Source organism: Paenibacillus sp. CF384 (assembly GCF_900106745.1).
Taxonomy (GTDB): domain Bacteria; phylum Bacillota; class Bacilli; order Paenibacillales; family Paenibacillaceae; genus Paenibacillus_Z.
Genome location: NZ_FNNV01000001.1, coordinates 918,026 through 940,330 on the forward strand (window position 1 = coordinate 918,026; position 22,305 = coordinate 940,330).

The following is a 22,305-nucleotide window of genomic DNA, read 5'->3' on the forward strand; positions in this document are numbered from 1 at the left end:
TTATTGCATTAATGCTGCATTAACTGATCCTTTTGTTTTTCTAAAGCACCTCGTAATCTCAAAATTGCTTTGGAATGAAGCTGAGAAATCCGCGAAGGTGATAAAGACATCACTTCTGCGATTTCACTTAGCGATAATTCCTCATAATAGAAGAGCGAAATTACCGTTCTCTCTTTCTCTGTCAGACGATCAATGCCGCGAATGAGTGACTCTTTAAGGAAGAACTCATGTACCTTGTAATCCGGGTTCTTCGCTTTCTCATCGATTAGCAGCGACAATCGGGTCTCGGACTCTTCTTCTCGGATCGGATCCTCAAGTGAGCATACCGTCGTTACTGCAATCTCTTGCAGCATAACGTCAAACTCTTTCTCCGTAACATCCAAATATCCGCTGATTTCCGCATCCGTCACCGAACGCATATATTGCTGTTCAAGCAGCTGGTACGCCTCTTCGATCCGCTTGGCTTTCTCACGAACCGAACGCGGAACCCAGTCGCCTTGACGCAAACCATCAATAATGGCGCCTCTAATTCTCCAAGAAGCATACGTTTCAAATTGTAGACCACGGCGGTAATCGAATTTCTCGATCGCATCAATTAACCCCATTGCCCCATTACTTGCCAAGTCATCCTTGGACACATTCTTAGGCAAACCGATAGCCATACGATTGCTTACGAAATCAACCAAAGTCAAGTATTGTTCAATCAGCAGTTTCTTCGCTTCAATGTCCCCGTCTTCTTTCCACTTCTGCCAAATCTCGATGTTAGACAAATGAGGCGCTTTCGGCTCAATCATCTTCTCACCCTCCTGTTAGGTGACGTATTGCTTTAGCCAATTCTTCAGGCTCTCTATTCTGAGTTGATATTAATTTGGGTGGTGTCAGCGGTTGGAACCCGGCTCCTTCACTTGCTTCGAGCGGTAGATTTCCGTTCAGCTGGTTTTTCAACAAATTATTCAACTCATCACTTTGATCCGGCGTTGCGTAATCAACCGAACTCCCTTTCGATTCATCACTGTCTAACTGTGATAAAGCCTGCGCCTTTGGATTCATAATAAGTGCCACTAACGCGCGGAAAACGAAGCCCAGTACAAAAAAAGTGAGAGATGCGTACAAGCAACGGAGGCTGGTAACCGCCATCCCATTACTGTCCAGCGAGAATAATAATGTAAGTACACTGCCGCCTACTCCAAGGAAGACATTCCAGCGCCAAGACCCTACCATGCTAAATCTCCTTTACTCCTTGCTGCACACTGCGTATCACTAGTACACCGCTTAGACTGTTAAATTCTATGGTCCGACCATAATTAGCACCGGTATCCTCCGCGAGCAGCGGGATCGAGAATTGACGCAGCATCTCTTTACAGGACTCAACATTCCGCGGACCAATCCGCATCGAATCACTGTTTGTTGTGAAAGCGAACATTTGCGCGCCGCCTGCCATCTTAGCAACGAGTCTTCTCGGTTCTGCGCCTGCTTGCTTCATGAGTCCAATCAAATGAGGAACCGAAGTATCGGCATATTTTGCGATATTAATCGGAGCCTCTCTTGCAATCTCGGAGGAGGGCAGCATGACATGCACCATGCCTGCCACCTTCGAGCGTTCGTCAAACAAAGTCAAGCCTACACATGACCCAAGACCCGTTGTCTTCAAGATTGCACCATTCTGTGCAATCTGAAGGTCAGCCATGCCCACTTTCACGAGATTTTCCTGCATCATTCGTTAGGCACTCCTAAAGCGCTGAATATTTTACCAAACGACTCCGGGTCCGGAATAAGGAAGAAATGTCCTGCAAGATCCTCCCGACCTTCAAGAAACGTGGTATCAATTAATAGCGCGGAATCGCCCATTTCACCATATTGAACAAGTCCGTAACTCAAGATAGCTCCAGCCATATCGATTGCGATGGCGGGGACGGTCGGCGACATGTACAACTGCGTGAAATCGGCCAAAGATGATAAATAAGAACCTGCGAGTATGTTACCGATCTCAGCTAGTGCGGAATATTCCATTTCGGAATATCCCTCTTCTGAAACTGGAATGGAAAGTAAATTGCGCAACAGCTTCTTCGCTGAGTGCTCCTCTATCAGGAAAAACATATTACCCGGTGCATCCCCTTCAACGCGAAGGAACACGGCAATGACAACTTGTTCGAATCCGCCCACTCGATCAGCAACCTTCTCGAAGGGGATTAAACTGACAGTGGGAACATTCATATCGACAGGCTTGTCCAGAAGTCTGGAGAGCGCCGTTGCAGCATTGCCCGCACCGATGTTCCCCACTTCCTTCAATACATCAAGCTTGAATGCTTCTAGCTTATCTAATGGATTCACTCGGCTTAAACCTCTTGCTGTTCCAGTTGAATAATTTCGCTCTTATTGAGAACTTCGGAAAGATTTAGCATGATTAGCAATCGGCTGTCTCCGATCTTCGCTACGCCACGCAGGTACTTCGCCTTAATGCCGCCTACAACTTCCGGAGGCGAATCAATGGAATCTGGATCGATATCGATGACATCATTTGCTGAATCGACGATGAAGCCGACTTCCAAATCATTAACGGCTACGATAATGATTCTGGAGCTTTCCGTTTCTTCGGATTCCGCTAAGCTAAAACGTCCGCGAAGATCGATGACCGGAAGCACAACACCTCTTAAATTAATTACACCTTTAATGAAAGGCGGTGTTTTGGGAACGCGCGTAATCGGCATCATACGCTCAATCGTGCGCACTTTTTCTACTTCAATTCCATACTCCTCATGTGCCAGACCAAATACGATAACTTTGATTTCCTCAGCCATTCGTAACCCCTCCTCTATTTAATGAGCGCGTTTGGATCGACGATCAAGGCAACTTGTCCATCACCAAGAATGGTTGCACCAGAGATTCCTTCAATGTTTGTTAAGTATTTTCCAAGTGTTTTCAACACGATCTCACTTTGACCAATAAATTCGTCTACCGTAATTGCACATGTTTTATCGCCTTTGCGAATAACGACGATCTCCGTCTCATGCTCTTCTTCCTCTAGGAACGACTTTGCATCCAGCACTTGGCTGAGGGAGACGAGCGGTATAAGAGAACCGCGATAATCGATCATCCGATTACCGTGAATTTTACGAATTTGCTCACGTGGAACGATTCCCGTTTCCACAATGGATGAAAGCGGAATGGCGTATTTCTCCGTTCCAAGCTTCACAAGCATGGCTGATATGATAGAAAGAGTAAGCGGCAGCTGAATCGAGAATTTCGTACCTTTTCCGGGTTCGGATTCTACGCTGACATGTCCACCTAGTGAAGTGATTTTGGATTTGACGACATCAAGTCCGACACCACGACCGGAAATATCAGAAATTTTATCTGCCGTACTGAAGCCTGCCGCGAAGATAAGCATGTTAATTTCGCTATCTGTTAGCCGCTTGGCTTCTTCAGCAGTAACAACTCCGTTCTTGATGGCAATTTGTTTCACTTTCTCTCGGTTAATGCCACGGCCATCCTCTTCTACTTCAATAAAGACATGGTTGCCGCTATGGAAAGCACGGAGATGAACCATGCCCGTTTCCGACTTCCCTGCTGCAATTCGATCTGCAATCGGTTCAATGCCATGATCCAGCGAGTTACGAAGCAAATGAACGAGTGGATCACCGATTTCGTCGATAACAGTACGATCAAGTTCTGTATCAGCACCTGATATGATGAGATCTACTTTCTTATCAAGCGTCTTCGCTAAATCGCGAATCATGCGAGGGAAGCGATTGAATACCGATTCTACTGGCACCATTCTCAGCTTCAACACGATGTTCTGTAAATCACTACTAACGCGAGTCATGTGCTCTACTGTCTCGGTCAGTTCATTTCTGCGTATCTCACTGGCAAGCTGTTCAAGTCTTACTCTGTCAATCAGAAGTTCGCTAAATAGATTCATTAATGCATCCAACCGCTCGATATCTACACGAATCGTTCGCGAAACATTGTTGGCAGCCGTTGAAGCCTGAGCTACTGCCGGAGCAGCTGCCATTGTCGTTGCTGCTGTTTGCGATCTAGCAGCGTTCACTTCAACTTGCGCTGCATACATGGGACTCGCTGCCGCCACAGGAGCGGATTGCGATGCTGCACCGCAAAGCTGCTGTAATGATTCACGATCCAATTGTGTAATCGCTGCACCTTCAACTTCAGAAACGGATTCAATCCCTTTTCTCAGTTCCTCTTCTGAAATGCTGGCGATTGTAAATACAGTGAAAGAACGGTCGAATTTCTCTTGCTCGATTTCTTGAACGCTTGGTGTAGATTTGACAATCTCACCGCTGCGTTCAAGGAAATCAAATACCATATAGGCACGTGCTGCCTTGAGTACACAATCCTCACGGACAGTGACTACTACGTGGTACACGGAGTGTCCGGCATCGATAGATTGCAGAAGAATCGAGCTTTGGAACTCGTCCAGTATCGCTCCGTCCCCACTGCTGCCACCTGCTGCCGCTGAAGCGGATGTGCTTTGCTCACTTTTGTAGTCAGCTTTCACGATCGTTTGCAACGAAGCAACGATAGACGAAACATCCGCTTTTCCCGTGCCGCCGCCGATAATGTCTTGGACCATAGATTCTAGCGCGTCAAGGCTTTTAAACAACGTATCGAAAATGAAGGTGTCCATTTTGAGTTTGTTGTTACGGACAAGATCAAGTACATTCTCCATCTCATGTGTAAGCGACGCGAGATCTTCAAAGCCCATGGTCGCTGACATCCCTTTTAATGTATGAGCAGAGCGGAAAATGATTTGAACGATGCTAATGTCTTCCGGAGCGCTTTCAAGTTTCAACAGATTCTCGTTTAATGACTGCAAATGATCATTTGACTCGTCAATAAACATTGATAGATAGGCGTTCATATCCATTTCCATGCACCTCCTATATAAATGGTTGCCATGCGAAAATGTGAGCCTTACTTTCTGACGGCATGGGTTATTGCGGTTGCGATTTGTCGAAGCGGCACAATAGACTTTGCGACGCCTGCTTCTACTGCGGAACGGGGCATTCCATATACAACACAAGTCTCTTCCGACTCGGCAATAGCAGTTTCTGCTCCGCTGTCATTTAGAGCTTTCATTCCTTTTACTCCATCGCTTCCCATACCTGTCATGATGACTGAATGTCTGCGTAATTCCGGGAATGCAGCGCAAGATTCGAACATCGTATCAACGGATGGTCTGTGCCCGCCGCGCGGCGCTTCTTCGGATAATTTGATCGAATAGCTCCCGCCTTCTTTGGTAAGCTCCATATGATAACCACCTGGTGCGATGTAGACAACTCCTGCCTCTACTCGTTCACCATGTATAGCCTCTGTAACATGTAGAGAACTGAACGTATCGAGCCGCTGCGCTAAGGAGCGCGTAAACTTAGGAGGCATATGCTGTACAACCAGCACAGGAGCCGGGAAGTCAATCGGAAGTGTCGATATGACTTCGTGAAGGGCGCGCGGTCCGCCGGTTGAGGTTCCAATCGCAACCAGATGTTTGAAACTTTTGGAACGAACAAGCTTGTTTGGCTTAATAGCCGTTTCCAGTTCTTGATCCATTGGTGGAGATGTCGGCTCAAGTTCCTTCTTAGTCGGCCGTTTGTTAACCTCAATTGTTGGCGCTGGTTTCTCTAATTTCTCTTGTGCAGCAGCAGGCTTTCGCTCACGAAGACTCGTTAACTCTTCCAACGGTTGAATGGGCTTCAGTTGAAGCTCATCCTTAACCGACGGGGCTGTTTCGAAGCTGATAGTCGTTGACTTCGCTTTAGCCATACTTGGCTTCTTCGTTGATGGGACCGGTTTCGAAGGCTGGAACAAGTAAGATTGCCTATTCGTCAGTACTGCAATGCGCAACTTCTCCAGCAATTGCTCGCCAACTGTATGGATATCAGGAGACATCGGACCAGATGGTTTGCGGATAAAATCAAAAGCACCATTTTGCAGCGCTTTGATGGTCTCTCTAGTACCGTCATCGCTTATGCTGGAGAGCATAATAATCGGCACCGGATGGATTCGCATAATACGTTCCAATGCCTCAAGCCCGTTCATCTCCGGCATTTCCAAGTCCATCGTAATGACGTCCGGTTTAAGCGTTCGAACAGCATCGATTGCTTCGCGGCCATTATTGGCGGTTGCAATAATGTCAAACTGGGGATCAAGAGCGATCAGATCACATAGAATTTTCCGCATAAAGGCAGAATCATCTACAACCAATACTCGCGAGATCGTATTCATTGATGCGCCTCCTCGATTCAAAGGATTATTATGAACGTCTGAACATCTTATGTAGGAATCCTTTGACACCGCTATTTGCGGCGGCAGGAAGTTGAGGTACGTCAACAAATCGTTTAGCAATTTCCAAGATCGACTTCGACGCTTCAGTACTCGGATAGGCCATAGAAAAAGGAACTTGTTTCTTCACAGCTTTTGTTACATTCGGATCATCCGGTAAAATACCAAGCACCGGCAGTTCAATATTTAGAAAACGCTTTGCCACTAGACCGATTTTGTCTGCGGTTGCGTTGCCTTCCTTTGTATCAATCGCCCGATTCACGATCAATTTAAACTGAACGTCATGCTCCATTGCCGTGACCATCTTAATTAGAGCGTACGCATCCGTGATCGAGGTCGGTTCAGGTGTCGTAACGACGATGGTTTCCTGGGCGGCGGTAATGAACTTCACGGTTTCCTTTGATAGCCCCGCTCCCGTATCGAACAAGATAAAATCATATTGACCGTGCAGCTTGTTAATTTGTTCAGCGAAGTAATCCAACTGCGCTTCCGATAAATCAAGGAGATCCTTAAAGCCTGATCCGCCTGCAATAAAATGGACGCCTTGCGGTCCTTCTTGAATAATCTCCCAAATGGTCTTCTCTTGTTTTAAGAGATGGTAGAGGTTATACGGGGACGATACGCCCATTAATACATCGATATTGGCCATTCCGATATCGGCATCGAAAATGAGAACTTTCTGTCCTATACGCTGCAGAGCAAGCGAGAAATTCAGACTAAAGTTGGATTTCCCAACGCCGCCTTTGCCGCTTGTCACCGTAATGACCCTTGTCGTGCGTCCTTCATCCTTCTGTTCTTGATTACGCACTAAATTTCGAAGTGCTTCCGCCTGGTCAGTCATCACTGGGAAGCCCCCAACAATTGCGAAACGTAACTCGCTACCTTGAATGTCGTAATATCGTCAGGTACTGTTTGGCCGTATGCAATGTAAGTAGGACGGAGCCCCTGTTCTAAAGCCAAATTGAGAATGGCTCCGCACGCGTTAGTCTCATCCTGTTTGGTATAGAGCACACGATCAATACCGTATTTCGCAAAATTCTCGGCAACGCTCGACATGTCGGCATACTTGCCGGTTAAACTGAGGACAAGAAACGTTTCTGATCGTCGGTCGGTTTGAAGCAAGCTGTTCACTTCAGATACATAAAGCTCGTTGCGAAAATTCCGCCCTGCCGTATCCATGAATATTAACTCGCGATCTTCAAGCTGCCGGAAAGCTCTGGAAACTTCGGATGGCGAGAATACAACCTCAAGCGGGACATTCAATATCGTAGCGTACGTTCTCAATTGATCAACCGCGGCGATTCGGTAAGTATCAGAGGTAATGAAACCAACCTTCCGGCCTAATTTCAACGTTTGCTCTGCAGCCAGTTTGGCAATAGATGTCGTCTTTCCAACTCCGGTAGGGCCTACGAAATGGATCACATGTGTATCCCTTCCAATGACACTTGCTTCAAAGTCCTTAAGCCAGTCTAGCAGGATCTGTTCGGCGATTAGCCAAACGGTAGATCGATCAACTGTAGTCGTTGGATTGGATAAATCTGAAACTTCCAATCTCCCCTCAATTTCTTCTATTAATTGATCAATCAACTTCTGACTGACTTCTTGTTCGTGCAAACGATCCTGTAAAGCTTGCAATGCCTCGGGTCTAGTTTCCAGCTTCTGCTGCTTCGACATCCTTACAATCCATTGCTTCATATCCCGGATTTCAGTAATTAATTCTTCTTCTGTCATTCGAGGCTTTCGATTGTCTGCACTAGATTGTTGCTGCTGCTGTTGTACACCAGTTAGAACCTCATAAGCAGCTGCTGGAGATACACGAACTGCCTCCGTCACATCAGGTGCAAATTGAACGGTTGCTTCCTGTATGAGTTGTTTTTCTTTCATGGTTTGTTGTTCTGCAACGGCGGTTGACGACATAGCGCCGATTGAAGCCATCATTGAAGGTGAAACCGTTGGCTGCTTAGCCGGTTGGGGGCGTGGAGGCGACTTAGGTGTAGGTGCTGATTTGCTCCCCGCCTCAATTGCTGCAATAACCTCGGTTTTCTTCTTGCCGAACATGCCAAGAAATCCGCCCACGCGAATCTCTTTCGTATTCAAAATAATGGCATCCACACCAAGCTCATTGCGAATCATCGGCAGCGCTTCGGGTAATGCATTGACCACATAACGCTTTACCTTCATAGATTCACCACCCCAATGCTTTGTACTTCAATACTCGGTTCCAGCTCGCTATAAGACAGAACAGGCACATCCTGCATAGTACGTTCCACGATTTGTCTTAAATACATGCGAATCGTAGGTGATGCGAGCACGATCGGCTGATTGCCGGATTGAATTTGTTTATTTACTTGTTCGTTCAACTTCTGGTAGATGGTTTGAGTAGAGACAGGATCAAGAGCCAAGTAGCTTCCTTGATCTGAGCTCTGAACCGATTCTGCTATCTTCTTCTCTAGCGTCGGGCCAACCGTTATTACGCGAAGCGTATCCCCATTGTGGGAAAATTGCTGTGTAATTTGTCGCGATAATGCTTGACGAACATACTCGGTCAGAATATCAGTATCTTTCGTGTAGGTCCCATGATCCGCAAGCGCTTCGAAGATCGTTACCATATCACGTATGGATACTTTCTCACGCAACAGCTTTGATAGAACCTTCTGGATTTCTCCGACATTGAGGATTGACGGAATGAGTTCATCCACCAGAGCAGGGTATGAATCTTTGACATTGTCCACGAGAGCTTTCGTCTCTTGGCGCCCGATCAGCTCATGCGCATGTCGTTTAATAAGCTCTGTCAAATGAGTTGCAACAACTGACGGCGGGTCCACGACCGTATAACCTGTCAATTCAGCTCTTTCTTTGGTTGCCTCATCAATCCAGATGGCCGGTAAACCGAAAGCCGGTTCCACAGTCTCGATACCGATAACCGAATCATCTTCAAATCCAGGGCTCATTGCAAGGTAATGATTGAGTAGAAGCTCTCCGCGTGCTACCGTATTCCCTTTAATCTTAATTATGTATTCATTCGGTTTAAGCTGAATATTGTCTCGAATCCGGATGACCGGAACGACAAGGCCAAGTTCTAGCGCACATTGTCGGCGTATCATAATAATCCGATCCAGCAAATCGCCTCCCTGCTGCGTATCAGCAAGCGGGATTAATCCATAACCAAATTCGAATTCGATCGGATCAACTTGCAGCAGGCTGATTACACTTTCAGGGCTTCTAACCTCTTCAATTTCTTGTTCTTCCACAAGAAGCTCTTGTGCCTCCTGTTCCTTCGAGAGCGACTTTTGCATCCGATAGGCACCATACGTAACAATAGCCGCAAAAGGTAGTGTCGCTATCGGTCCGATAGGTGTTCCGACTCCAAGCAGCGTGATTGTACCCGCTACAATGTAGAGCAGTTTCGGATAACGAAACAGCTGTGTAGTCACATCATGGGCTAAGTTACCGTCAGATGCAGCACGTGTCACAATCAAGCCTGTTGCCGTCGAAATCAATAGGGCCGGAATTTGACTGACGAGTCCATCACCGATCGTTAGAACGGAGAACGTATGTAAGGAATCGGAAAAACTCATGCCATGTATCGACATCCCGATTACAAATCCGCCAAGAAGGTTAATGATAAGTATGATGATGGATGCAATGGCATCCCCTTTAACAAATTTACTGGCACCATCCATCGAACCGTAGAAATCAGCTTCACGTTCGATTTTTTGACGACGCTCTCTTGCTTGTACTTCATTGATGAGACCTGCGTTCAAGTCGGCGTCAATACTCATCTGTTTACCGGGCATCGCATCCAATGTAAACCTTGCGGCAACCTCTGCGACACGTTCGGACCCTTTGGTAATAACGAGGAACTGAACAACAACCAGAATGAGGAACACAACGAAACCGATTGCAATTTGACCACCAGCTACCCAATTACCGAAAGTCGCAACTACTTTACCGGCATGGGCATGTTGGAGAATGTTTCGGGTTGTTGAAACGTTTAGTGCTAAGCGAAACAAGGTTGTAATGAGCAACAAAGCCGGAAATATGGAAAATTCCAAAGCATTCTGCGTATTCATCGCGATCAGCAAAATCATGAGCGCGACTGAAATATTGACTATTAGGAGCACGTCAAGTAAAGCTGGTGGAATCGGAATGACCATCATAAGAACGATGCCGATGATCCCGATTAGTATGGTCAGGTCTCTAGCCTTCATGACGTTCCCTCCTCCATAGATAGATGTAGATGATTACACTTTCTTTTTGAGCTTATATACATATGCCAGTACTTCCGCCACAGCCTGGAATAGGTCAACGGGAACCGTGTCGCCGATTTCCGTTCGATCGTATAAGGCTCTGGCAAGCGGCCTGTTTTCCATCATGATTACGCCGTGTTCCTTTGCCACTTCCTTAATGCGAAGGGCCACAAAATCCATCCCCTTTGCGATTACTTTAGGGGCTTCCATCTTCGAGCCTTCATATAGAATGGCGATGGCGAAGTGGGTAGGGTTTGTGATGACGACGTCAGCCTTAGGTACATCCTGCATCATTCGTTGCAGAGCCATCCGGCGCTGCCGTTCCCGAATTTTGCCTTTAATGAGCGGATCTCCTTCAGCTTTCTTATATTCGTCCTTGATGTCTTGTTTGGACATCTTCAAGCTCTTCTCGTGTTCATATCGCTTGAATAAATAATCGAAAATAGCCAGTACAGCAAGAATTGCTCCGATGAATAAACCTAGTTTAATGGTGACTCTTGCAATAAAGCTGAAGATGCCGCCAATAGAAACCGTTGCAAGTTGCATAATGACATCCAATTCACTCCACAGAATCCAGTAGACCATGAAGCCAATGAGAAGCAACTTTAAAATATTTTTCACAAACTCTACTACTGAATGCAAAGAGAAAATCTGTTTAAACCCTTTTAATGGGCTGATTTTACTGAATTTCATCATGAGCGGCTCACCGGTAAAGATAATTCCGATCTGAGCGTAATTGCCTAATATCGCCACGATTACCGTGATTGCAAAGATTGGTGCTAATAGCATAAAGCCCTGCATCATGAGATCAGAAAACAAAGTAACCACATTATCTGTCGTCACTTGCATCAATAGCTTCTGTTCCAATAACAAACCAAACATGCGCATCAATCGAACCTTGTAGTAATCGCCCATCATAATGAAGCTTAGAAAAACAAAGAAGAGAATAAGAGCAGCCGGAATTTCCGGGCTCTTGGCGGTCTGCCCTTTCTTTCGGGCATCCTGCCTTTTCTTCGGTGTTGCACGCTCTGTTTTTTCTTGGGAGAACATCTGAAGATCGAGCGTCCAACGATAGTTAACCATAAATCTGCCTCCTACCTAAGCTGCAGGACCTTGTAACATGTCAAATAGCTTCTGCATGGCAGTGAACATCAGTTCGAACAAGTGCTCATACAGGATTACTAGACCCGGCATCATGACAGCCAACATGAGAAAGCCGACTAAAATCTTAATTGGAATCCCGATTACAAAAACATTGTATTGTGGTGCAGTCCGCGCCAGAAAACCAAGCCCAACATCCGTTAAGAACATAGCAACAACCAATGGCGCTGACATCTGAATGGCTAACAGAAACGTTTGTCCGAGCATCGCGGTCAAGAAGCTAGTAATGCTCCCGCTGCTAACATGTGCGAATAGTGAGTTCGTTAGCGGAACCCATTCATAGCTTTGCAGTAATCCGGAAAGCAAGAAGTGATGACCATTAATTGACAAGAATACGAGAGTTGCGATCATATTCTTGAAGTTACCCAAGAGCGGCGCCGATGCACCTGTCATAGGATCAATAATATTAGCCATTCCAAAGCCCATCTGCATATCGATCAAGCTGCCCGCTGTAGATACGATTGTAAAAAACAGATACGCTGTAAATCCAAGCAATGCACCGGCCAGTATTTCGCGAATAATCGCTAATACATAGTCAGCATCGGGTACGATCGTTTGTTTGAGACCATATGTAAGAAAAACCAGCAGCGAGATAAAAAAGCAGAATCCCAATTTAAATGTATTCGGCACATTTCGAGTCGAAAAGATAGGCGCCACGACGAAAAACGCTGTAATTCGACAAAAAATAAGCAAAAAAATAGGGAATCCTTGAAGAAACAACTCCATCGATCCACAGCCTATCCGATATATTTATACAGGTTATTCAGCAGGTTGTAGGTGAAATCGACCAGCGTATTCAATATCCATGGTCCGAATAGCAAGATGGAGAGCAACACAGCCGCCACCTTAGGAACGAATGCCAATGTTTGCTCTTGAATCTGAGTAGTAGCTTGAAAGATACTAACGATAAGCCCTACTACAAGACCAATTAAGAGCATTGGTGCACTGGCTTTTAATACCGTATACACGGCTTGTCCAGCTAAGGCGATGATGAATTCAGTACTCATGTTTGCACTCCTTCCTGACAGAACCTACGGATTAAAACTTAATAGCAATGATTTGACGATCAAATACCAACCATCTACCAGGACGAATAACAGAATCTTAAAAGGCAGAGAGATCATCACCGGCGGAAGCATCATCATCCCCATCGCCATCAGCGTACTGGCGACCACCATGTCTATGATGAGAAACGGTATGAATATCATGAATCCCATCTGAAACGAAGTTCGAAGCTCGCTTAGTGCATAAGCCGGAACCATAATGGTAATCGGAACATCCTCGATGGACTTCGGCTTCTCCGTCTTCGTATATTTCAGAAATAAAAGTAAGTCTTTATCTTTCGTTTGCTTCATCATGAATTTCTTCATAGGGACAGCAGCTTTGTTCAGCGCTTCGGTTTGAGTCAATTCTCCCTTGAGATAAGGTTGAAGTGCCACTTGATTAACTGCACCTAAGGTCGGCGCCATAATGAAGAAAGTGAGAAACATCGCGAGACCGATTAATACCTGGTTTGGAGGCGTTGTTTGCGTACCAAGCGATGTCCGAACGAATCCAAGTACGATTACGATTCTAGTGAAACTGGTCATTAATACGAGAATGGCCGGAGCGACACTTAAAACGGTGATCATCAGTAATAGGGAAAGCGCGCTCGTTCCAGGCGTTTCACCGCCGCTGTCTCCAATAGTTACACTGACATTAGGCAGCGGCTCTGCAAAGGCATGGGCGTGAAACAACAAAGTGAACAATTGTACTGCCATAACCGCTAGTAATAGTTTTTTGTTCATTCGTCCAACAACCGATCATTATGATTTTGCTCTTTTAGCAGCTTTTCTACCTTCTGCTTCTGATCCGACTGACGCATGATCCCGTTATTGAGCAGCTCCTTGAAAGAAGTTGCAGCTTGCCAAGGTTCGCTGGTAGGCTCATCCGCCTTATTGCTTTTGCGGAATCGACCGATAACATCCGTCAAAGTCGGTGTATTCCAAGTACGGCCGTTCTGCTGATCAATTGCTTCCAATATTGACGCTGCGGTTTCGGGGTCATCGATTTTATCGAGGAGGGTGATATCTTCGCCAACGCCAACAACGTAAACTCTGCCGGAGAGCTCAACCACTTGCAACGATTTATTCTGACCAAGCGGAATGCCCCCGAGTGATCGAAGCGCCCGATTGGTCCCCCAACCACGATTGCGACTGGATAGCCACTTAATAACGAGAATGATTAATCCTACGACCAGCATGAGCGCAATGATAACCCAGATGTAATATCCGATACTCGTTCCGATGACCGGCTTATCTTCATCGCCACTAATCTCTGCTGACGCAAGACTTGCTGTCGAAAGCCAGCCGGAGACAGCCATAGCAGCAAGTCGAACACGTTGTACAAACTTCATTCTATTAACCTAGTGTTTTCTTGATCGCTTCAATAACGCGGTCAGCCTGGAAAGGTTTAACGATAAAGTCTTTTGCACCGGCTTGGATTGCATCGATAACCATAGCTTGTTGTCCCATTGCAGAACACATGATCACTTTGGCATTGCCATCCAGTTTCTTGATTTCTTTCAACGCAACGATACCGTCCATCTCCGGCATTGTGATATCCATTGTAATCAGATCCGGTTTCAGTTCCTTGTACTTCTCGATCGCTTGTGCACCGTCTTGTGCTTCCCCAACTACTTCAAATCCGTTCTTTGTAAGTATGTCGCGGATCATCATTCTCATAAATGCTGCGTCGTCTACGATTAAAATGCGATTTGCCATTGTTTCTTCCCCCTAAGATGTTATTGTAATTTTTGGATGCGGTCCCATTGGCTTACGATATCAGTGACACGGACACCGAAGTTCTCATCGATAACGACTACCTCGCCTTTGGCGATCAGTTTGTTATTAACCAAGATATCAACCGGTTCCCCTGCAAGCTTGTCCAGCTCAATGATCGACCCTTGCGACAATTCAAGAATATCCTTAATTTGCTTCTGAGTTCTTCCTAATTCTACTGTGACCTTAAGCGGTATGTCGAGCAATAAATTTAAATTTGAATCATCTGCTTGCACGTACGGCGCACCTTGGAAATTAGCGAATTGTACAGGCTGTACATTCACATTGCGGTTCTGTGCGACACCATATGTTTGAGGCGCTACCGGAGCTGCTGCATACTGCGGCATCTGTGGCTCCATGTAAGCCGCTGGAGGTGGCATATGAGCTGCAGGCGGTTCCGGTATATACGCCGGAGGCGGTGTATGTACAGGGGCCGAAGCGTATACCGGTGCAGCTGCTGCAGGCGTATGTACAGGCGCTGGAGCAGGAGTTGGTATTGGTGCTGGCGTTGGTTCAGCTGAAGTCCCGCCCATTAATGTGTCTACCATTTCTTTCGCAAATGAAATCGGCAGCAGCTGCATAATGGTGGAATCAATCAAATCTCCGATAGCCAGACGGAACGATACTTTAATGAAGAGATCATCCGGCGGAAGCTTCTCGACTCCCGAACCACTATTAATATCCAAAATATCAATACCAGGCGGTGAGATGTTAACAAAACGGTTGAAGATGGTAGACATCGATGTAGCAGATGAACCCATCATCTGATTCATCGCTTCTTGCACGGCACTGATGTGGATCTCATTCAGCTCTGAACCAAGCAGCTTTCCTTCGCCGCCAAGCATTAAATCCGCGATGGTCTGCGCATCTTTGGTTTTAATCACAAGAGAGTTGATTCCTTGGAACCCATCGACATAGCTAACGGAAACGGCTACATGCGGCTTCGGAAATTCATTGTCAAGCTCACTGCGTCTGATCAATGATACTTTTGGAGTTGTGATATCTACTTTACGACCAAGCAATGTGGAAAGAGCAGTTGCTGCGCTTCCGAATGTGATATTACCGATTTCACCAAGTGCATCCTGCTCGATCGAGCTCAGATAATTATTAAGTTCCTGCTCCCGGCTCAACGATTCCGGCATCTCAGGCACATCGGCAGTCTGACGCAGCAAGGCATCGATTTCTTCTTGAGATAAGTAATCTTTACTCGTCATACTCTTCTACCACTCCTTCTGTGATGACTTCATCGATCTGAACAGCCATACGATCTTTGATCGATCCTGGGCTGCCGATAAATTTCAACTTATCCCCAACTTTAATATCAAGTCCTTGATCTATTGGTTTTGTCAGCGAAATGACATCTCCAATCGAAAGCCCCAAAAACTCGCGAATCGAAATGCTAGATTGACCAAGCTCGCAAACGATCGGCAGCTTTGCTTTACTTACGCGCTGTTTCAGAACCTCAAGTTCTTCAGGTGCCCTCGTCTTCTTCTGCGAAACGAACCAATGATGAGCAGACAACCTTGGCATGACGGGTTCGATAACAACATGTGGAATACATAAGTTAATCATCCCTGTTGTATCGCCAATTTTCGTGCTAAACGAAATGAGCGCTATCGTTTCGTTCGGAGAAACAATCTGCATAAACTGCGGATTCGTCTCGAGCGCTTCCATACGAGGTGAGATGTCGATAATCGTCTTCCATGCTTCTTGTAAGCTCTCAAAAGCTCGGCTGAAAATTCGTTCCATAATGTTGGTCTCGATTTCAGTAAGCGAATTGATTTTGGAAGGCGCAAAGCCTTGACCGCCCAATAGTCGATCCAGCATTGCATAAGCGACATTCGGATGAACCTCAAGCACCATTCTGCCTTCAAGAGGCTCAGCCTCGAAAATGTTCAGAATCGTCATCTTAGGGATGGAGCGGATAAACTCGTCATACGGCAGTTGTTCAACGTCGACTACACTAATTTGAACAAATGTACGAAGCTGAGCTGAGAAATAGGTGGTTAAATATCGCGCAAAGTTTTCGTGTATCCTTATTAAGCTGCGAATATGATCCTTCGAGAAACGGGTCGCATTTTTGAAGTTATATAAACGAATTTTCTTAGTCGTTTCTTCTTTTTTTAATTCTTCTGCATCCATTTCACCGGATGATAATGCAGCGAGCAACGCATCAATCTCGTTCTGCGACAGAACATCAACCAATTATTTCACCCCCTTCAAGGAATGCGTCATGTTGCATAACTACAGCGTCGTCACGATAAAGTTTGTTACCTGTACCTTAATGAGCTTGCCTTCCGGCAGTTCCTTGTTGATTAAATTCAGCAGCTTGGCACACAGCTCGTCTTTACCAGCAGAACCTTTAACTTCATCAGGCTTCATGTCGGACAGTGTACGAATGATGATAGGTTTGATTTGAATGTCTTTAATTTTATCGAAATCTTCTTTCGTCGATTTCTCATCTAATTGAAAAGCAAGCCCAAGTACTGCGATGTATTCCGGGTCCGCCAGGTTTGTTTTAATATCCGCAATTTCACTGGTTAATTTCACCCGTTCATCTGCAGTCAGTTTGACCACCTTTACGGCTTCTGCATTATTAGCCGCTTTGCCGGCAGCGTCCTTCGGATCTTCCCCACCCATCAGGGAGTTGTACAGAATAACAGCTACGATAGCAATTAATGTGATAGCAAGTAAGATGGTAATCAGCCAGGGCAGCATTTTTTTCATGTCGAGGGTCCCTCCGAATGTTCACTCTTAATGGTAGCCGCATAAACGCCTATGGAGCGAAGATACGACTGTATGGAGGCAATGACTTCATCAGCTTTCTCCAATACCAATATTTTCTTTCCAGTCGTTAAGGTAATCAATGTATCGGGTGTTTCTTCAACTTGCTCGATTAGGAGCGCGTTAATATGTAATGTCTTTCCATTCAAACGCTTTACTGCGATCATGAACTTCCTCCTTAAACTAGGAGGGAGGCAGGTTGGCCTCCCCTTCGGTTATTCACCTAGCGTTTCAGATTAACAACCTCTTGCAGAATCTCGTCAGAAGTCGTAATAATTCGAGAGTTAGCTTGGAAGCCACGTTGCGCAACAATCATTTCGGTGAATTCTGATGTCAAATCCACGTTAGACATCTCGAGTTGACCGGCAATAATTGCGCCTGTACCTGCCTCAGCATCACCCGCTGTAGTCATGACAACTTCTCCATCAACGTTCGCATTCGGCGTCATCCGGTAAAGGTTGCCTCCGATTTTTTCAAGTCCGTTCGGGTTCGTCACTTTCACTACTCCGAGCTGGAAACCTGATGGTTGGCTTTGACCGTCTGCACCAACCGAGATGATGGAGCCATCTTGTGAGATTGTGAAGGATTTTACCTCAGCTGGATCGAGTACGATCGGCCCGCCGTTAGAATCCAGTACAAACATACCATCGCCATTGACGAGCTGACCTGATGCATCAAGAGTAAAGTTACCTGCACGAGTCAGATAAGGAGCTTCAGCACCGTCAGCAGATGGGGATACGGCGAAGAATCCATCGCCATCAATTCGAACGTCTGTAGGAACATTGGTGGTCATTGCACTACCCGGTGTGTGGATCGTGTCAATCGATGCAATGGCAACACCAAGGCCAACCTGCTTCGCATTAACGCCGCCCGTCGTTCCTTCTTCAGGACGCGTTACGCCGGAAACCGTTTGGCTTAGAATATCTTTGAACATAACACGGCCCGCTTTGAAGCCTACCGTATTTACGTTCGCAATATTATTACCGATGACGTCTAGCTTCGTTTGGAAACCACGCATGCCTGAAACGCCGGAGTACATTGATCTTAACATGAAATCTCAACCTCCTAATGGTGTAAGTACAGTTGCTCTGCCTTGCAAAAGAAGTCTATCGTGTGAGTCGCTTCAATCGATCCACGACTCTTCGGCTTCCTGTAAGAAGGTCCAGCCGATTAAGATACAATGACTGCACTGTCGATTTGAGTGAATACATTGCCTTGGAGTGAATTGCCGTCCATTGCGGTGATGACAGTACGACTTGGAACATTGACAATCATCGCGATGTCCCGATAAACGACGAGCGAATCCTTCGCACCTTTTGCTGCAGCCTGATCGATTGCGCTTACGATTTTGGAAATCGTTTCTGGTTTGAATGTGATACCGCGCTGCGCCATTCGGGTTTCGGCGTGATTGCTGAATTTAAGCACATTACGGTCCAGCACTTCTTTAAATGAAGATGTATGGGCTGCCGTGCTTTCCTGCTGGTTCGGTTTGCGAATCTGACTGTTACCTGTTAATCGTAAATGTCCGATCTTCAAGATATCATCCATTGGCGTCTTCACCGCCTTGATCAGCGATCGATACAATGTCATCCAGCTTGATATCCTTATCACCGATTCTTGCGTATTGCGCTTTATCTTTAATAATAATGGAATCTACCTTACCAGTTACTGCCAGCATTTCTCCTGTATTGGCATATTCATACCACTGAACTTCCTTACCGATCATGCTAGAAGCCATTCCAAGGTTTTGACGAAGCATCGTTAACTGATCTGACATGTTAACCAACTGCTCGACAGAAGAGAATTGCGCCATCTGCGCGATGAAATCCTTATCTTGCAAAGGCTGCATAGGGTCTTGATTCTGCAGCTGGGTTACAAGAATCCGTAGAAAATCATCTTTGCCAAGGGATTTATCCTCTTTCTTCTCAGCTGCTGCTTGCACATTGCTGGCACTGTAATAAGGCCAAACGTTGCGGGTTGAAATATTATCACCGGACATTTTTCTCGTCACCTCCGATCTATAGGTTCATCGTTATCATTCATAACCGCGAAAGGTTATGCTCTCGTATGAATGCCCCGGCCTAAGCCTAGATCACGGTCAACCGCTTGCTCCATAGTCACTTCTTCCAGACCGGATTCAAAATCAATCTCTCCGATTGCCTCGTCGCCGGATTGACGTTTGGACGTTCCTTGATCTCTACCGCTTTGACCTTGTCGGTCTTGGAACATATTCGGCAATACAGGAGCTTGCGTTACCTCAAGCTTCTCTACTTGCATCCCCTGCGATAGCAGTGAGGTCCGAAGCTGTGCCATTTGATTCTCCAGCATATCCTTAGCAAGAGCGGAATCTGTCACGAACTGCGCTGTCAATGTACCGTTATGCATCGAGATGTTGACATTAACTTGACCGAGATGCTCAGGGAATAAAGTCAATTGCGCGTTGGACATGCCATTGCTAGCCGTTACATTGAACTGACTCACAACCATCTTCTGGATCGTGGAAGCAAATTGTTGAATGGGAACAGGTTGTTCAACCAACTGCTTGGCTGCTGTCAGCGTCTGGCGTTGCAATTCTTGATTGCCGGCTAACAGAGCTAGATTAATACTGCTTGGCTCAGATAGTGACTGAAAAGGTTCAACTTCAAACTGTTCAGTTCCTTCAGGCTTGGCTGCTGCTTTCATTAGTCCTACATGAAGCAATTGATGCGCCATACGCTGAAGATGATTATTAGTAGAAGGCGCTGTTTGTAAAGCTCGAACGGAATCGATTTCGTTTGATGGATTGGAAGACTGTGCTGCAGCCATAACTGCCGCCTCCGACTTCTTCCCATTAATCAATTGTTCAATCGCAATCAGCTGCTTACTAACCAAACCATTTTGTTCGCTATCGGCCGCATTTCCTTTTTGTTGCTGCAAGAGTAACCGCAAATCGGATAATGCATCCTGCAAGCCTGATTTCAATGCAGCGATTGCTTCCAGATTGGCTGACTCTGTGCTCGAAGCATCTGTAGTCATTGGAGACGCTTGACCCTGAATGTTGGCTGCTATCGATTGGCCATTATTCAATCCCGCAATGATAGTTAGCAGTTCATTAATCCCGCCGTTTGATTCGCCTTGGTTTGGTGCGTTATTACTATCCGCTGTCTGATTGGTTGTTAGCGCAAGTACCGGTTGTGCTGCTGGCATGCCAGACAACATACTCAGTAGATTGTCTAATTGAGCCAAAGCATCACTCAAACTGCCTTCCGTAGTCGTTTGAGCCAACTCTTCTGAGTCCGCAGCGTCAAGCTTCTTGAGCAGCTCTTCTATTGCAGCAAGCAAATCGCCAGCCGAAACATTGTCGCCTAGTAGAGAGGCTAGCGAATTCACAGGTAATTGGGAGACAACCGCTGTTTCTTTGGATGGCTGTGCAGGAGTCGAACCGGCTCCGTTACCGGCAAGCGTCTGAACTAAGGTCTGGTTAAACTCATTGCCTTCCGTCCCTTTGACAGTCGATGTGCCTGATACAGTAGATGGTGCATGAACTGGTGTTGCATTGGATACTGGCATTTTCATATTGTTTTCACCTCCTTCAGCAAACTGTTATTTGCCTAACATGAGTTTGGAAACTAGTTGTGCCGTAATATCTTTGTTTAAGCCTGACATTTCCGCGATAATTTTGGAGCGTGATGCATCGTCAACAGCGTTTAGAATGCGAAGTACTTTACTTGGACTCACATCCGCCATCTTAAGCAGCAACTCTCCGGCACTTGCAGGATCCATTGTCGAGAATGTGGTGTTGAGCTGTGCTTTGCTAAGAACAATCTCTGGTTGCGCCACTGCGGAATCTTGTTTCTTAATTCTAGCTTGCAGCGCAGCGATTTGGCGATCCTTCGCAGTCTTCACATCTTTCAACTTCACGGTGGCTTCTGCCGCTTTCTTCGGATTCATCTTCTCAAGCACCCGAACTCGATCATCCGGTTTCATCGCATCCATCACGAGCACCGCTTCATCCATCTCCATGCTTTCCAGGATCGGTGCAGCTTTGCTAGGCGTAATCTTGCCGTACATGGCTGCAAGCTCATTGATTTTGTTCTGGTACTCTGCATCCTCAAGCGCCTTCTTCGTTCCATCTTGCTTGAGCTGCTCTACCTGAGCCTGAAGATCCTTAAGCTGCAGGGACAATCTCGTTTTCTCATCCGCAGTCTTGCTGAGCTCGGTTTCTTTAACAGTGAGCTGCGCCCGCAGCTCACTGATCTTAGCTGTCGTATTTTCCGTTTTAATTTTGCCTTCATCGACAACAGCCGCATTCTCATTCGTCGCAGGCTCCGGAAGCACTTTGTTTAAGAACGGAACGGAATTTCCGATTTCTAGTGCCTTATTCCGCAAGTCGAAATTAAACAAAGTAACCAGTACGCCAAGAAGAATGAGTGTAAACAAGATCGGGGTAACAAAAAACATAAATCGTTCAAACCCGCTGTACCCCTGCTTTTCCATTTCCAAATCCGCCAAAATAAGTCCCTCCCTCGGGTATTGGCTCCCGATTCGCAAAACATCTCAACTGTTAGTGCGCTGCATACATGAACCGCATAGATGCCATTTCATCAAGCTCATTCTGTTCGATCAGCAACATGTTTGCTTGGAAACGCTGGTGCGCGTTATCCTTCGATTTCTGCCATACCTTCTCGTCTTTCATTCGCTCAGACAATTCATTCCGCTTCACTTCGACGGCAGCTTCAGCTTTCTTGACATCCATCATTTTCTGCCTGATGCAAATATCCAAATAATCGATATACTCTTGTATGACCATAAGTTCAGAGAGCGTCACTGCTTGATTCGATGAAAGCTGTAAACGGTCGCTCCACTCGGATCGGTCCCGATGAAGCTTCGAGAGTGATTGTTCCTCCGTCTGAAGCTCACCGACGACAACGGACAATTGCCATTCTGCTTGCGATTTCTCGTTCGTTTTTAAGTCGACGATTTTTTGATAGGCGTAATGAAATCGTGCCATCTAG

26 protein-coding genes are annotated in these 22,305 nt (G+C 46.1%); all 26 read right to left on the reverse strand.

The features are described from left to right. Positions 1 to 8: 8 nt before the first annotated feature. Positions 9 to 794 (reverse strand): FliA/WhiG family RNA polymerase sigma factor, encoded by a 786-nt coding sequence (locus BLW29_RS04285; protein ID WP_090976489.1) that lies wholly within the window; start codon positions 792 to 794, stop codon positions 9 to 11. A 4-nt stretch (positions 795 to 798) separates the two neighbouring features. Next, the gene (locus BLW29_RS04290) at positions 799 to 1,221 is read right to left on the reverse strand and encodes a hypothetical protein (RefSeq protein ID WP_090976491.1); all 423 of its coding nucleotides are present in this window, start codon (positions 1,219 to 1,221) and stop codon (positions 799 to 801) included. Between the two features lies 1 nt (position 1,222). Further along, positions 1,223 to 1,717 carry a chemotaxis protein CheD gene (locus BLW29_RS04295; protein WP_090976493.1) on the reverse strand — a complete coding sequence of 165 codons (495 nt, stop codon included), beginning with the start codon at positions 1,715 to 1,717 and terminating at the stop codon, positions 1,223 to 1,225. Next, on the reverse strand, positions 1,714 to 2,331 hold the full coding sequence (locus BLW29_RS04300) for a chemotaxis protein CheC (protein WP_090976495.1): 618 nt from the start codon (positions 2,329 to 2,331) through the stop codon (positions 1,714 to 1,716). Before BLW29_RS04300 ends, BLW29_RS04295 begins: the two co-directional genes overlap by 4 nt. A 5-nt stretch (positions 2,332 to 2,336) precedes the next feature. Beyond that, entirely contained in the window at positions 2,337 to 2,798 is a 462-nt protein-coding gene (locus BLW29_RS04305; RefSeq protein WP_090976496.1) for a chemotaxis protein CheW, read from the reverse strand. Between the two features lie 14 nt (positions 2,799 to 2,812). Beyond that, entirely contained in the window at positions 2,813 to 4,885 is a 2,073-nt protein-coding gene (locus BLW29_RS04310; RefSeq protein WP_090976498.1) for a chemotaxis protein CheA, read from the reverse strand. Positions 4,886 to 4,932: 47 nt separating this feature from the next. After that, positions 4,933 to 6,240 carry a protein-glutamate methylesterase/protein-glutamine glutaminase gene (locus tag BLW29_RS04315; RefSeq protein ID WP_090976502.1) on the reverse strand — a complete coding sequence of 436 codons (1,308 nt, stop codon included), beginning with the start codon at positions 6,238 to 6,240 and terminating at the stop codon, positions 4,933 to 4,935. Positions 6,241 to 6,268: 28 nt separating this feature from the next. Then, a complete protein-coding gene (locus BLW29_RS04320; protein ID WP_090976504.1) occupies positions 6,269 to 7,138 on the reverse strand; it encodes a MinD/ParA family protein in 870 nt (289 codons plus the stop codon). Continuing rightward, positions 7,138 to 8,478: a flagellar biosynthesis GTPase FlhF gene (gene flhF / locus BLW29_RS04325; RefSeq protein WP_090976506.1), complete on the reverse strand. Its 1,341-nt coding sequence runs from the start codon at positions 8,476 to 8,478 to the stop codon at positions 7,138 to 7,140. Before flhF ends, BLW29_RS04320 begins: the two co-directional genes overlap by 1 nt. After that, positions 8,475 to 10,508 (reverse strand): flagellar biosynthesis protein FlhA, encoded by a 2,034-nt coding sequence (gene flhA, locus BLW29_RS04330; RefSeq protein ID WP_090976507.1) that lies wholly within the window; start codon positions 10,506 to 10,508, stop codon positions 8,475 to 8,477. Before flhA ends, flhF begins: the two co-directional genes overlap by 4 nt. Positions 10,509 to 10,541: 33 nt before the next feature. After that, on the reverse strand, positions 10,542 to 11,630 hold the full coding sequence (flhB, locus tag BLW29_RS04335) for a flagellar biosynthesis protein FlhB (protein WP_090976509.1): 1,089 nt from the start codon (positions 11,628 to 11,630) through the stop codon (positions 10,542 to 10,544). Positions 11,631 to 11,645: 15 nt separating this feature from the next. After that, entirely contained in the window at positions 11,646 to 12,434 is a 789-nt protein-coding gene (gene fliR / locus BLW29_RS04340; RefSeq protein ID WP_090976510.1) for a flagellar biosynthetic protein FliR, read from the reverse strand. A gap of 11 nt (positions 12,435 to 12,445) precedes the next feature. Further along, on the reverse strand, positions 12,446 to 12,715 hold the full coding sequence (gene fliQ, locus BLW29_RS04345; protein ID WP_090976512.1) for a flagellar biosynthesis protein FliQ: 270 nt from the start codon (positions 12,713 to 12,715) through the stop codon (positions 12,446 to 12,448). A 24-nt stretch (positions 12,716 to 12,739) separates the two neighbouring features. Then, on the reverse strand, positions 12,740 to 13,495 hold the full coding sequence (fliP, locus tag BLW29_RS04350) for a flagellar type III secretion system pore protein FliP (protein WP_090976514.1): 756 nt from the start codon (positions 13,493 to 13,495) through the stop codon (positions 12,740 to 12,742). Then, entirely contained in the window at positions 13,492 to 14,103 is a 612-nt protein-coding gene (locus BLW29_RS04355) for a FliO/MopB family protein (RefSeq protein WP_090976516.1), read from the reverse strand. The genes fliP and BLW29_RS04355 overlap by 4 nt, the downstream gene beginning before the upstream one ends. Positions 14,104 to 14,107: 4 nt before the next feature. After that, on the reverse strand, positions 14,108 to 14,470 hold the full coding sequence (locus BLW29_RS04360) for a response regulator (protein ID WP_090976518.1): 363 nt from the start codon (positions 14,468 to 14,470) through the stop codon (positions 14,108 to 14,110). Positions 14,471 to 14,490: 20 nt separating this feature from the next. Then, positions 14,491 to 15,741 carry a flagellar motor switch phosphatase FliY gene (gene fliY / locus BLW29_RS04365; RefSeq protein ID WP_090976520.1) on the reverse strand — a complete coding sequence of 417 codons (1,251 nt, stop codon included), beginning with the start codon at positions 15,739 to 15,741 and terminating at the stop codon, positions 14,491 to 14,493. Continuing rightward, on the reverse strand, positions 15,731 to 16,732 hold the full coding sequence (gene fliM, locus BLW29_RS04370; RefSeq protein WP_090976522.1) for a flagellar motor switch protein FliM: 1,002 nt from the start codon (positions 16,730 to 16,732) through the stop codon (positions 15,731 to 15,733). Before fliM ends, fliY begins: the two co-directional genes overlap by 11 nt. Before the next feature lie 39 nt (positions 16,733 to 16,771). Beyond that, positions 16,772 to 17,254, reverse strand: a complete 483-nt coding sequence (locus tag BLW29_RS04375) for a flagellar basal body-associated FliL family protein (RefSeq protein ID WP_090976524.1) — start codon at positions 17,252 to 17,254, stop codon at positions 16,772 to 16,774. Beyond that, entirely contained in the window at positions 17,251 to 17,478 is a 228-nt protein-coding gene (locus BLW29_RS04380) for a flagellar FlbD family protein (RefSeq protein ID WP_090976526.1), read from the reverse strand. Before BLW29_RS04380 ends, BLW29_RS04375 begins: the two co-directional genes overlap by 4 nt. Before the next feature lie 56 nt (positions 17,479 to 17,534). Further along, positions 17,535 to 18,362: a flagellar basal body rod protein FlgG gene (gene flgG / locus BLW29_RS04385; protein ID WP_090976528.1), complete on the reverse strand. Its 828-nt coding sequence runs from the start codon at positions 18,360 to 18,362 to the stop codon at positions 17,535 to 17,537. A gap of 119 nt (positions 18,363 to 18,481) precedes the next feature. After that, positions 18,482 to 18,901, reverse strand: coding sequence for a TIGR02530 family flagellar biosynthesis protein (locus BLW29_RS04390; RefSeq protein WP_256208327.1), 420 nt, complete (start codon positions 18,899 to 18,901; stop codon positions 18,482 to 18,484). After that, the gene (locus BLW29_RS04395; RefSeq protein ID WP_090976532.1) at positions 18,852 to 19,310 is read right to left on the reverse strand and encodes a flagellar hook capping FlgD N-terminal domain-containing protein; all 459 of its coding nucleotides are present in this window, start codon (positions 19,308 to 19,310) and stop codon (positions 18,852 to 18,854) included. Before BLW29_RS04395 ends, BLW29_RS04390 begins: the two co-directional genes overlap by 50 nt. A gap of 56 nt (positions 19,311 to 19,366) precedes the next feature. Beyond that, positions 19,367 to 20,866 carry a flagellar hook-length control protein FliK gene (locus tag BLW29_RS04400; RefSeq protein WP_090976534.1) on the reverse strand — a complete coding sequence of 500 codons (1,500 nt, stop codon included), beginning with the start codon at positions 20,864 to 20,866 and terminating at the stop codon, positions 19,367 to 19,369. 27 nt (positions 20,867 to 20,893) lie between these two features. Next, positions 20,894 to 21,802 (reverse strand): MotE family protein, encoded by a 909-nt coding sequence (locus tag BLW29_RS04405; RefSeq protein ID WP_090976535.1) that lies wholly within the window; start codon positions 21,800 to 21,802, stop codon positions 20,894 to 20,896. A 52-nt stretch (positions 21,803 to 21,854) separates the two neighbouring features. Then, positions 21,855 to 22,301, reverse strand: coding sequence for a flagellar export protein FliJ (fliJ, locus tag BLW29_RS04410; RefSeq protein WP_090976536.1), 447 nt, complete (start codon positions 22,299 to 22,301; stop codon positions 21,855 to 21,857). Positions 22,302 to 22,305 lie beyond the last annotated feature (4 nt).

What these genes read in the sequence shown, in the direction of transcription:
- BLW29_RS04285 (WP_090976489.1), bottom strand. Translation starts at nt 794, where the DNA reads ATGATTGAGCCGAAAGCGCCTCATTTGTCTAACATCGAGATTTGGCAG.
- BLW29_RS04290 (WP_090976491.1), bottom strand. Translation starts at nt 1,221, where the DNA reads ATGGTAGGGTCTTGGCGCTGGAATGTCTTCCTTGGAGTAGGCGGCAGT.
- BLW29_RS04295 (WP_090976493.1), bottom strand. Translation starts at nt 1,717, where the DNA reads ATGATGCAGGAAAATCTCGTGAAAGTGGGCATGGCTGACCTTCAGATT.
- BLW29_RS04305 (WP_090976496.1), bottom strand. Translation starts at nt 2,798, where the DNA reads ATGGCTGAGGAAATCAAAGTTATCGTATTTGGTCTGGCACATGAGGAG.
- BLW29_RS04310 (WP_090976498.1), bottom strand. Translation starts at nt 4,885, where the DNA reads ATGGATATGAACGCCTATCTATCAATGTTTATTGACGAGTCAAATGAT.
- BLW29_RS04315 (WP_090976502.1), bottom strand. Translation starts at nt 6,240, where the DNA reads ATGAATACGATCTCGCGAGTATTGGTTGTAGATGATTCTGCCTTTATG.
- BLW29_RS04320 (WP_090976504.1), bottom strand. Translation starts at nt 7,138, where the DNA reads ATGACTGACCAGGCGGAAGCACTTCGAAATTTAGTGCGTAATCAAGAA.
- flhF (WP_090976506.1), bottom strand. Translation starts at nt 8,478, where the DNA reads ATGAAGGTAAAGCGTTATGTGGTCAATGCATTACCCGAAGCGCTGCCG.
- flhA (WP_090976507.1), bottom strand. Translation starts at nt 10,508, where the DNA reads ATGAAGGCTAGAGACCTGACCATACTAATCGGGATCATCGGCATCGTT.
- flhB (WP_090976509.1), bottom strand. Translation starts at nt 11,630, where the DNA reads ATGGTTAACTATCGTTGGACGCTCGATCTTCAGATGTTCTCCCAAGAA.
- fliR (WP_090976510.1), bottom strand. Translation starts at nt 12,434, where the DNA reads ATGGAGTTGTTTCTTCAAGGATTCCCTATTTTTTTGCTTATTTTTTGT.
- fliQ (WP_090976512.1), bottom strand. Translation starts at nt 12,715, where the DNA reads ATGAGTACTGAATTCATCATCGCCTTAGCTGGACAAGCCGTGTATACG.
- fliP (WP_090976514.1), bottom strand. Translation starts at nt 13,495, where the DNA reads ATGAACAAAAAACTATTACTAGCGGTTATGGCAGTACAATTGTTCACT.
- BLW29_RS04355 (WP_090976516.1), bottom strand. Translation starts at nt 14,103, where the DNA reads ATGAAGTTTGTACAACGTGTTCGACTTGCTGCTATGGCTGTCTCCGGC.
- BLW29_RS04360 (WP_090976518.1), bottom strand. Translation starts at nt 14,470, where the DNA reads ATGGCAAATCGCATTTTAATCGTAGACGACGCAGCATTTATGAGAATG.
- fliY (WP_090976520.1), bottom strand. Translation starts at nt 15,741, where the DNA reads ATGACGAGTAAAGATTACTTATCTCAAGAAGAAATCGATGCCTTGCTG.
- BLW29_RS04375 (WP_090976524.1), bottom strand. Translation starts at nt 17,254, where the DNA reads ATGAAAAAAATGCTGCCCTGGCTGATTACCATCTTACTTGCTATCACA.
- BLW29_RS04380 (WP_090976526.1), bottom strand. Translation starts at nt 17,478, where the DNA reads ATGATCGCAGTAAAGCGTTTGAATGGAAAGACATTACATATTAACGCG.
- flgG (WP_090976528.1), bottom strand. Translation starts at nt 18,362, where the DNA reads ATGTTAAGATCAATGTACTCCGGCGTTTCAGGCATGCGTGGTTTCCAA.
- BLW29_RS04390 (WP_256208327.1), bottom strand. Translation starts at nt 18,901, where the DNA reads ATGACATTGTATCGATCGCTGATCAAGGCGGTGAAGACGCCAATGGAT.
- BLW29_RS04395 (WP_090976532.1), bottom strand. Translation starts at nt 19,310, where the DNA reads ATGTCCGGTGATAATATTTCAACCCGCAACGTTTGGCCTTATTACAGT.
- BLW29_RS04400 (WP_090976534.1), bottom strand. Translation starts at nt 20,866, where the DNA reads ATGAAAATGCCAGTATCCAATGCAACACCAGTTCATGCACCATCTACT.
- fliJ (WP_090976536.1), bottom strand. Translation starts at nt 22,301, where the DNA reads ATGGCACGATTTCATTACGCCTATCAAAAAATCGTCGACTTAAAAACG.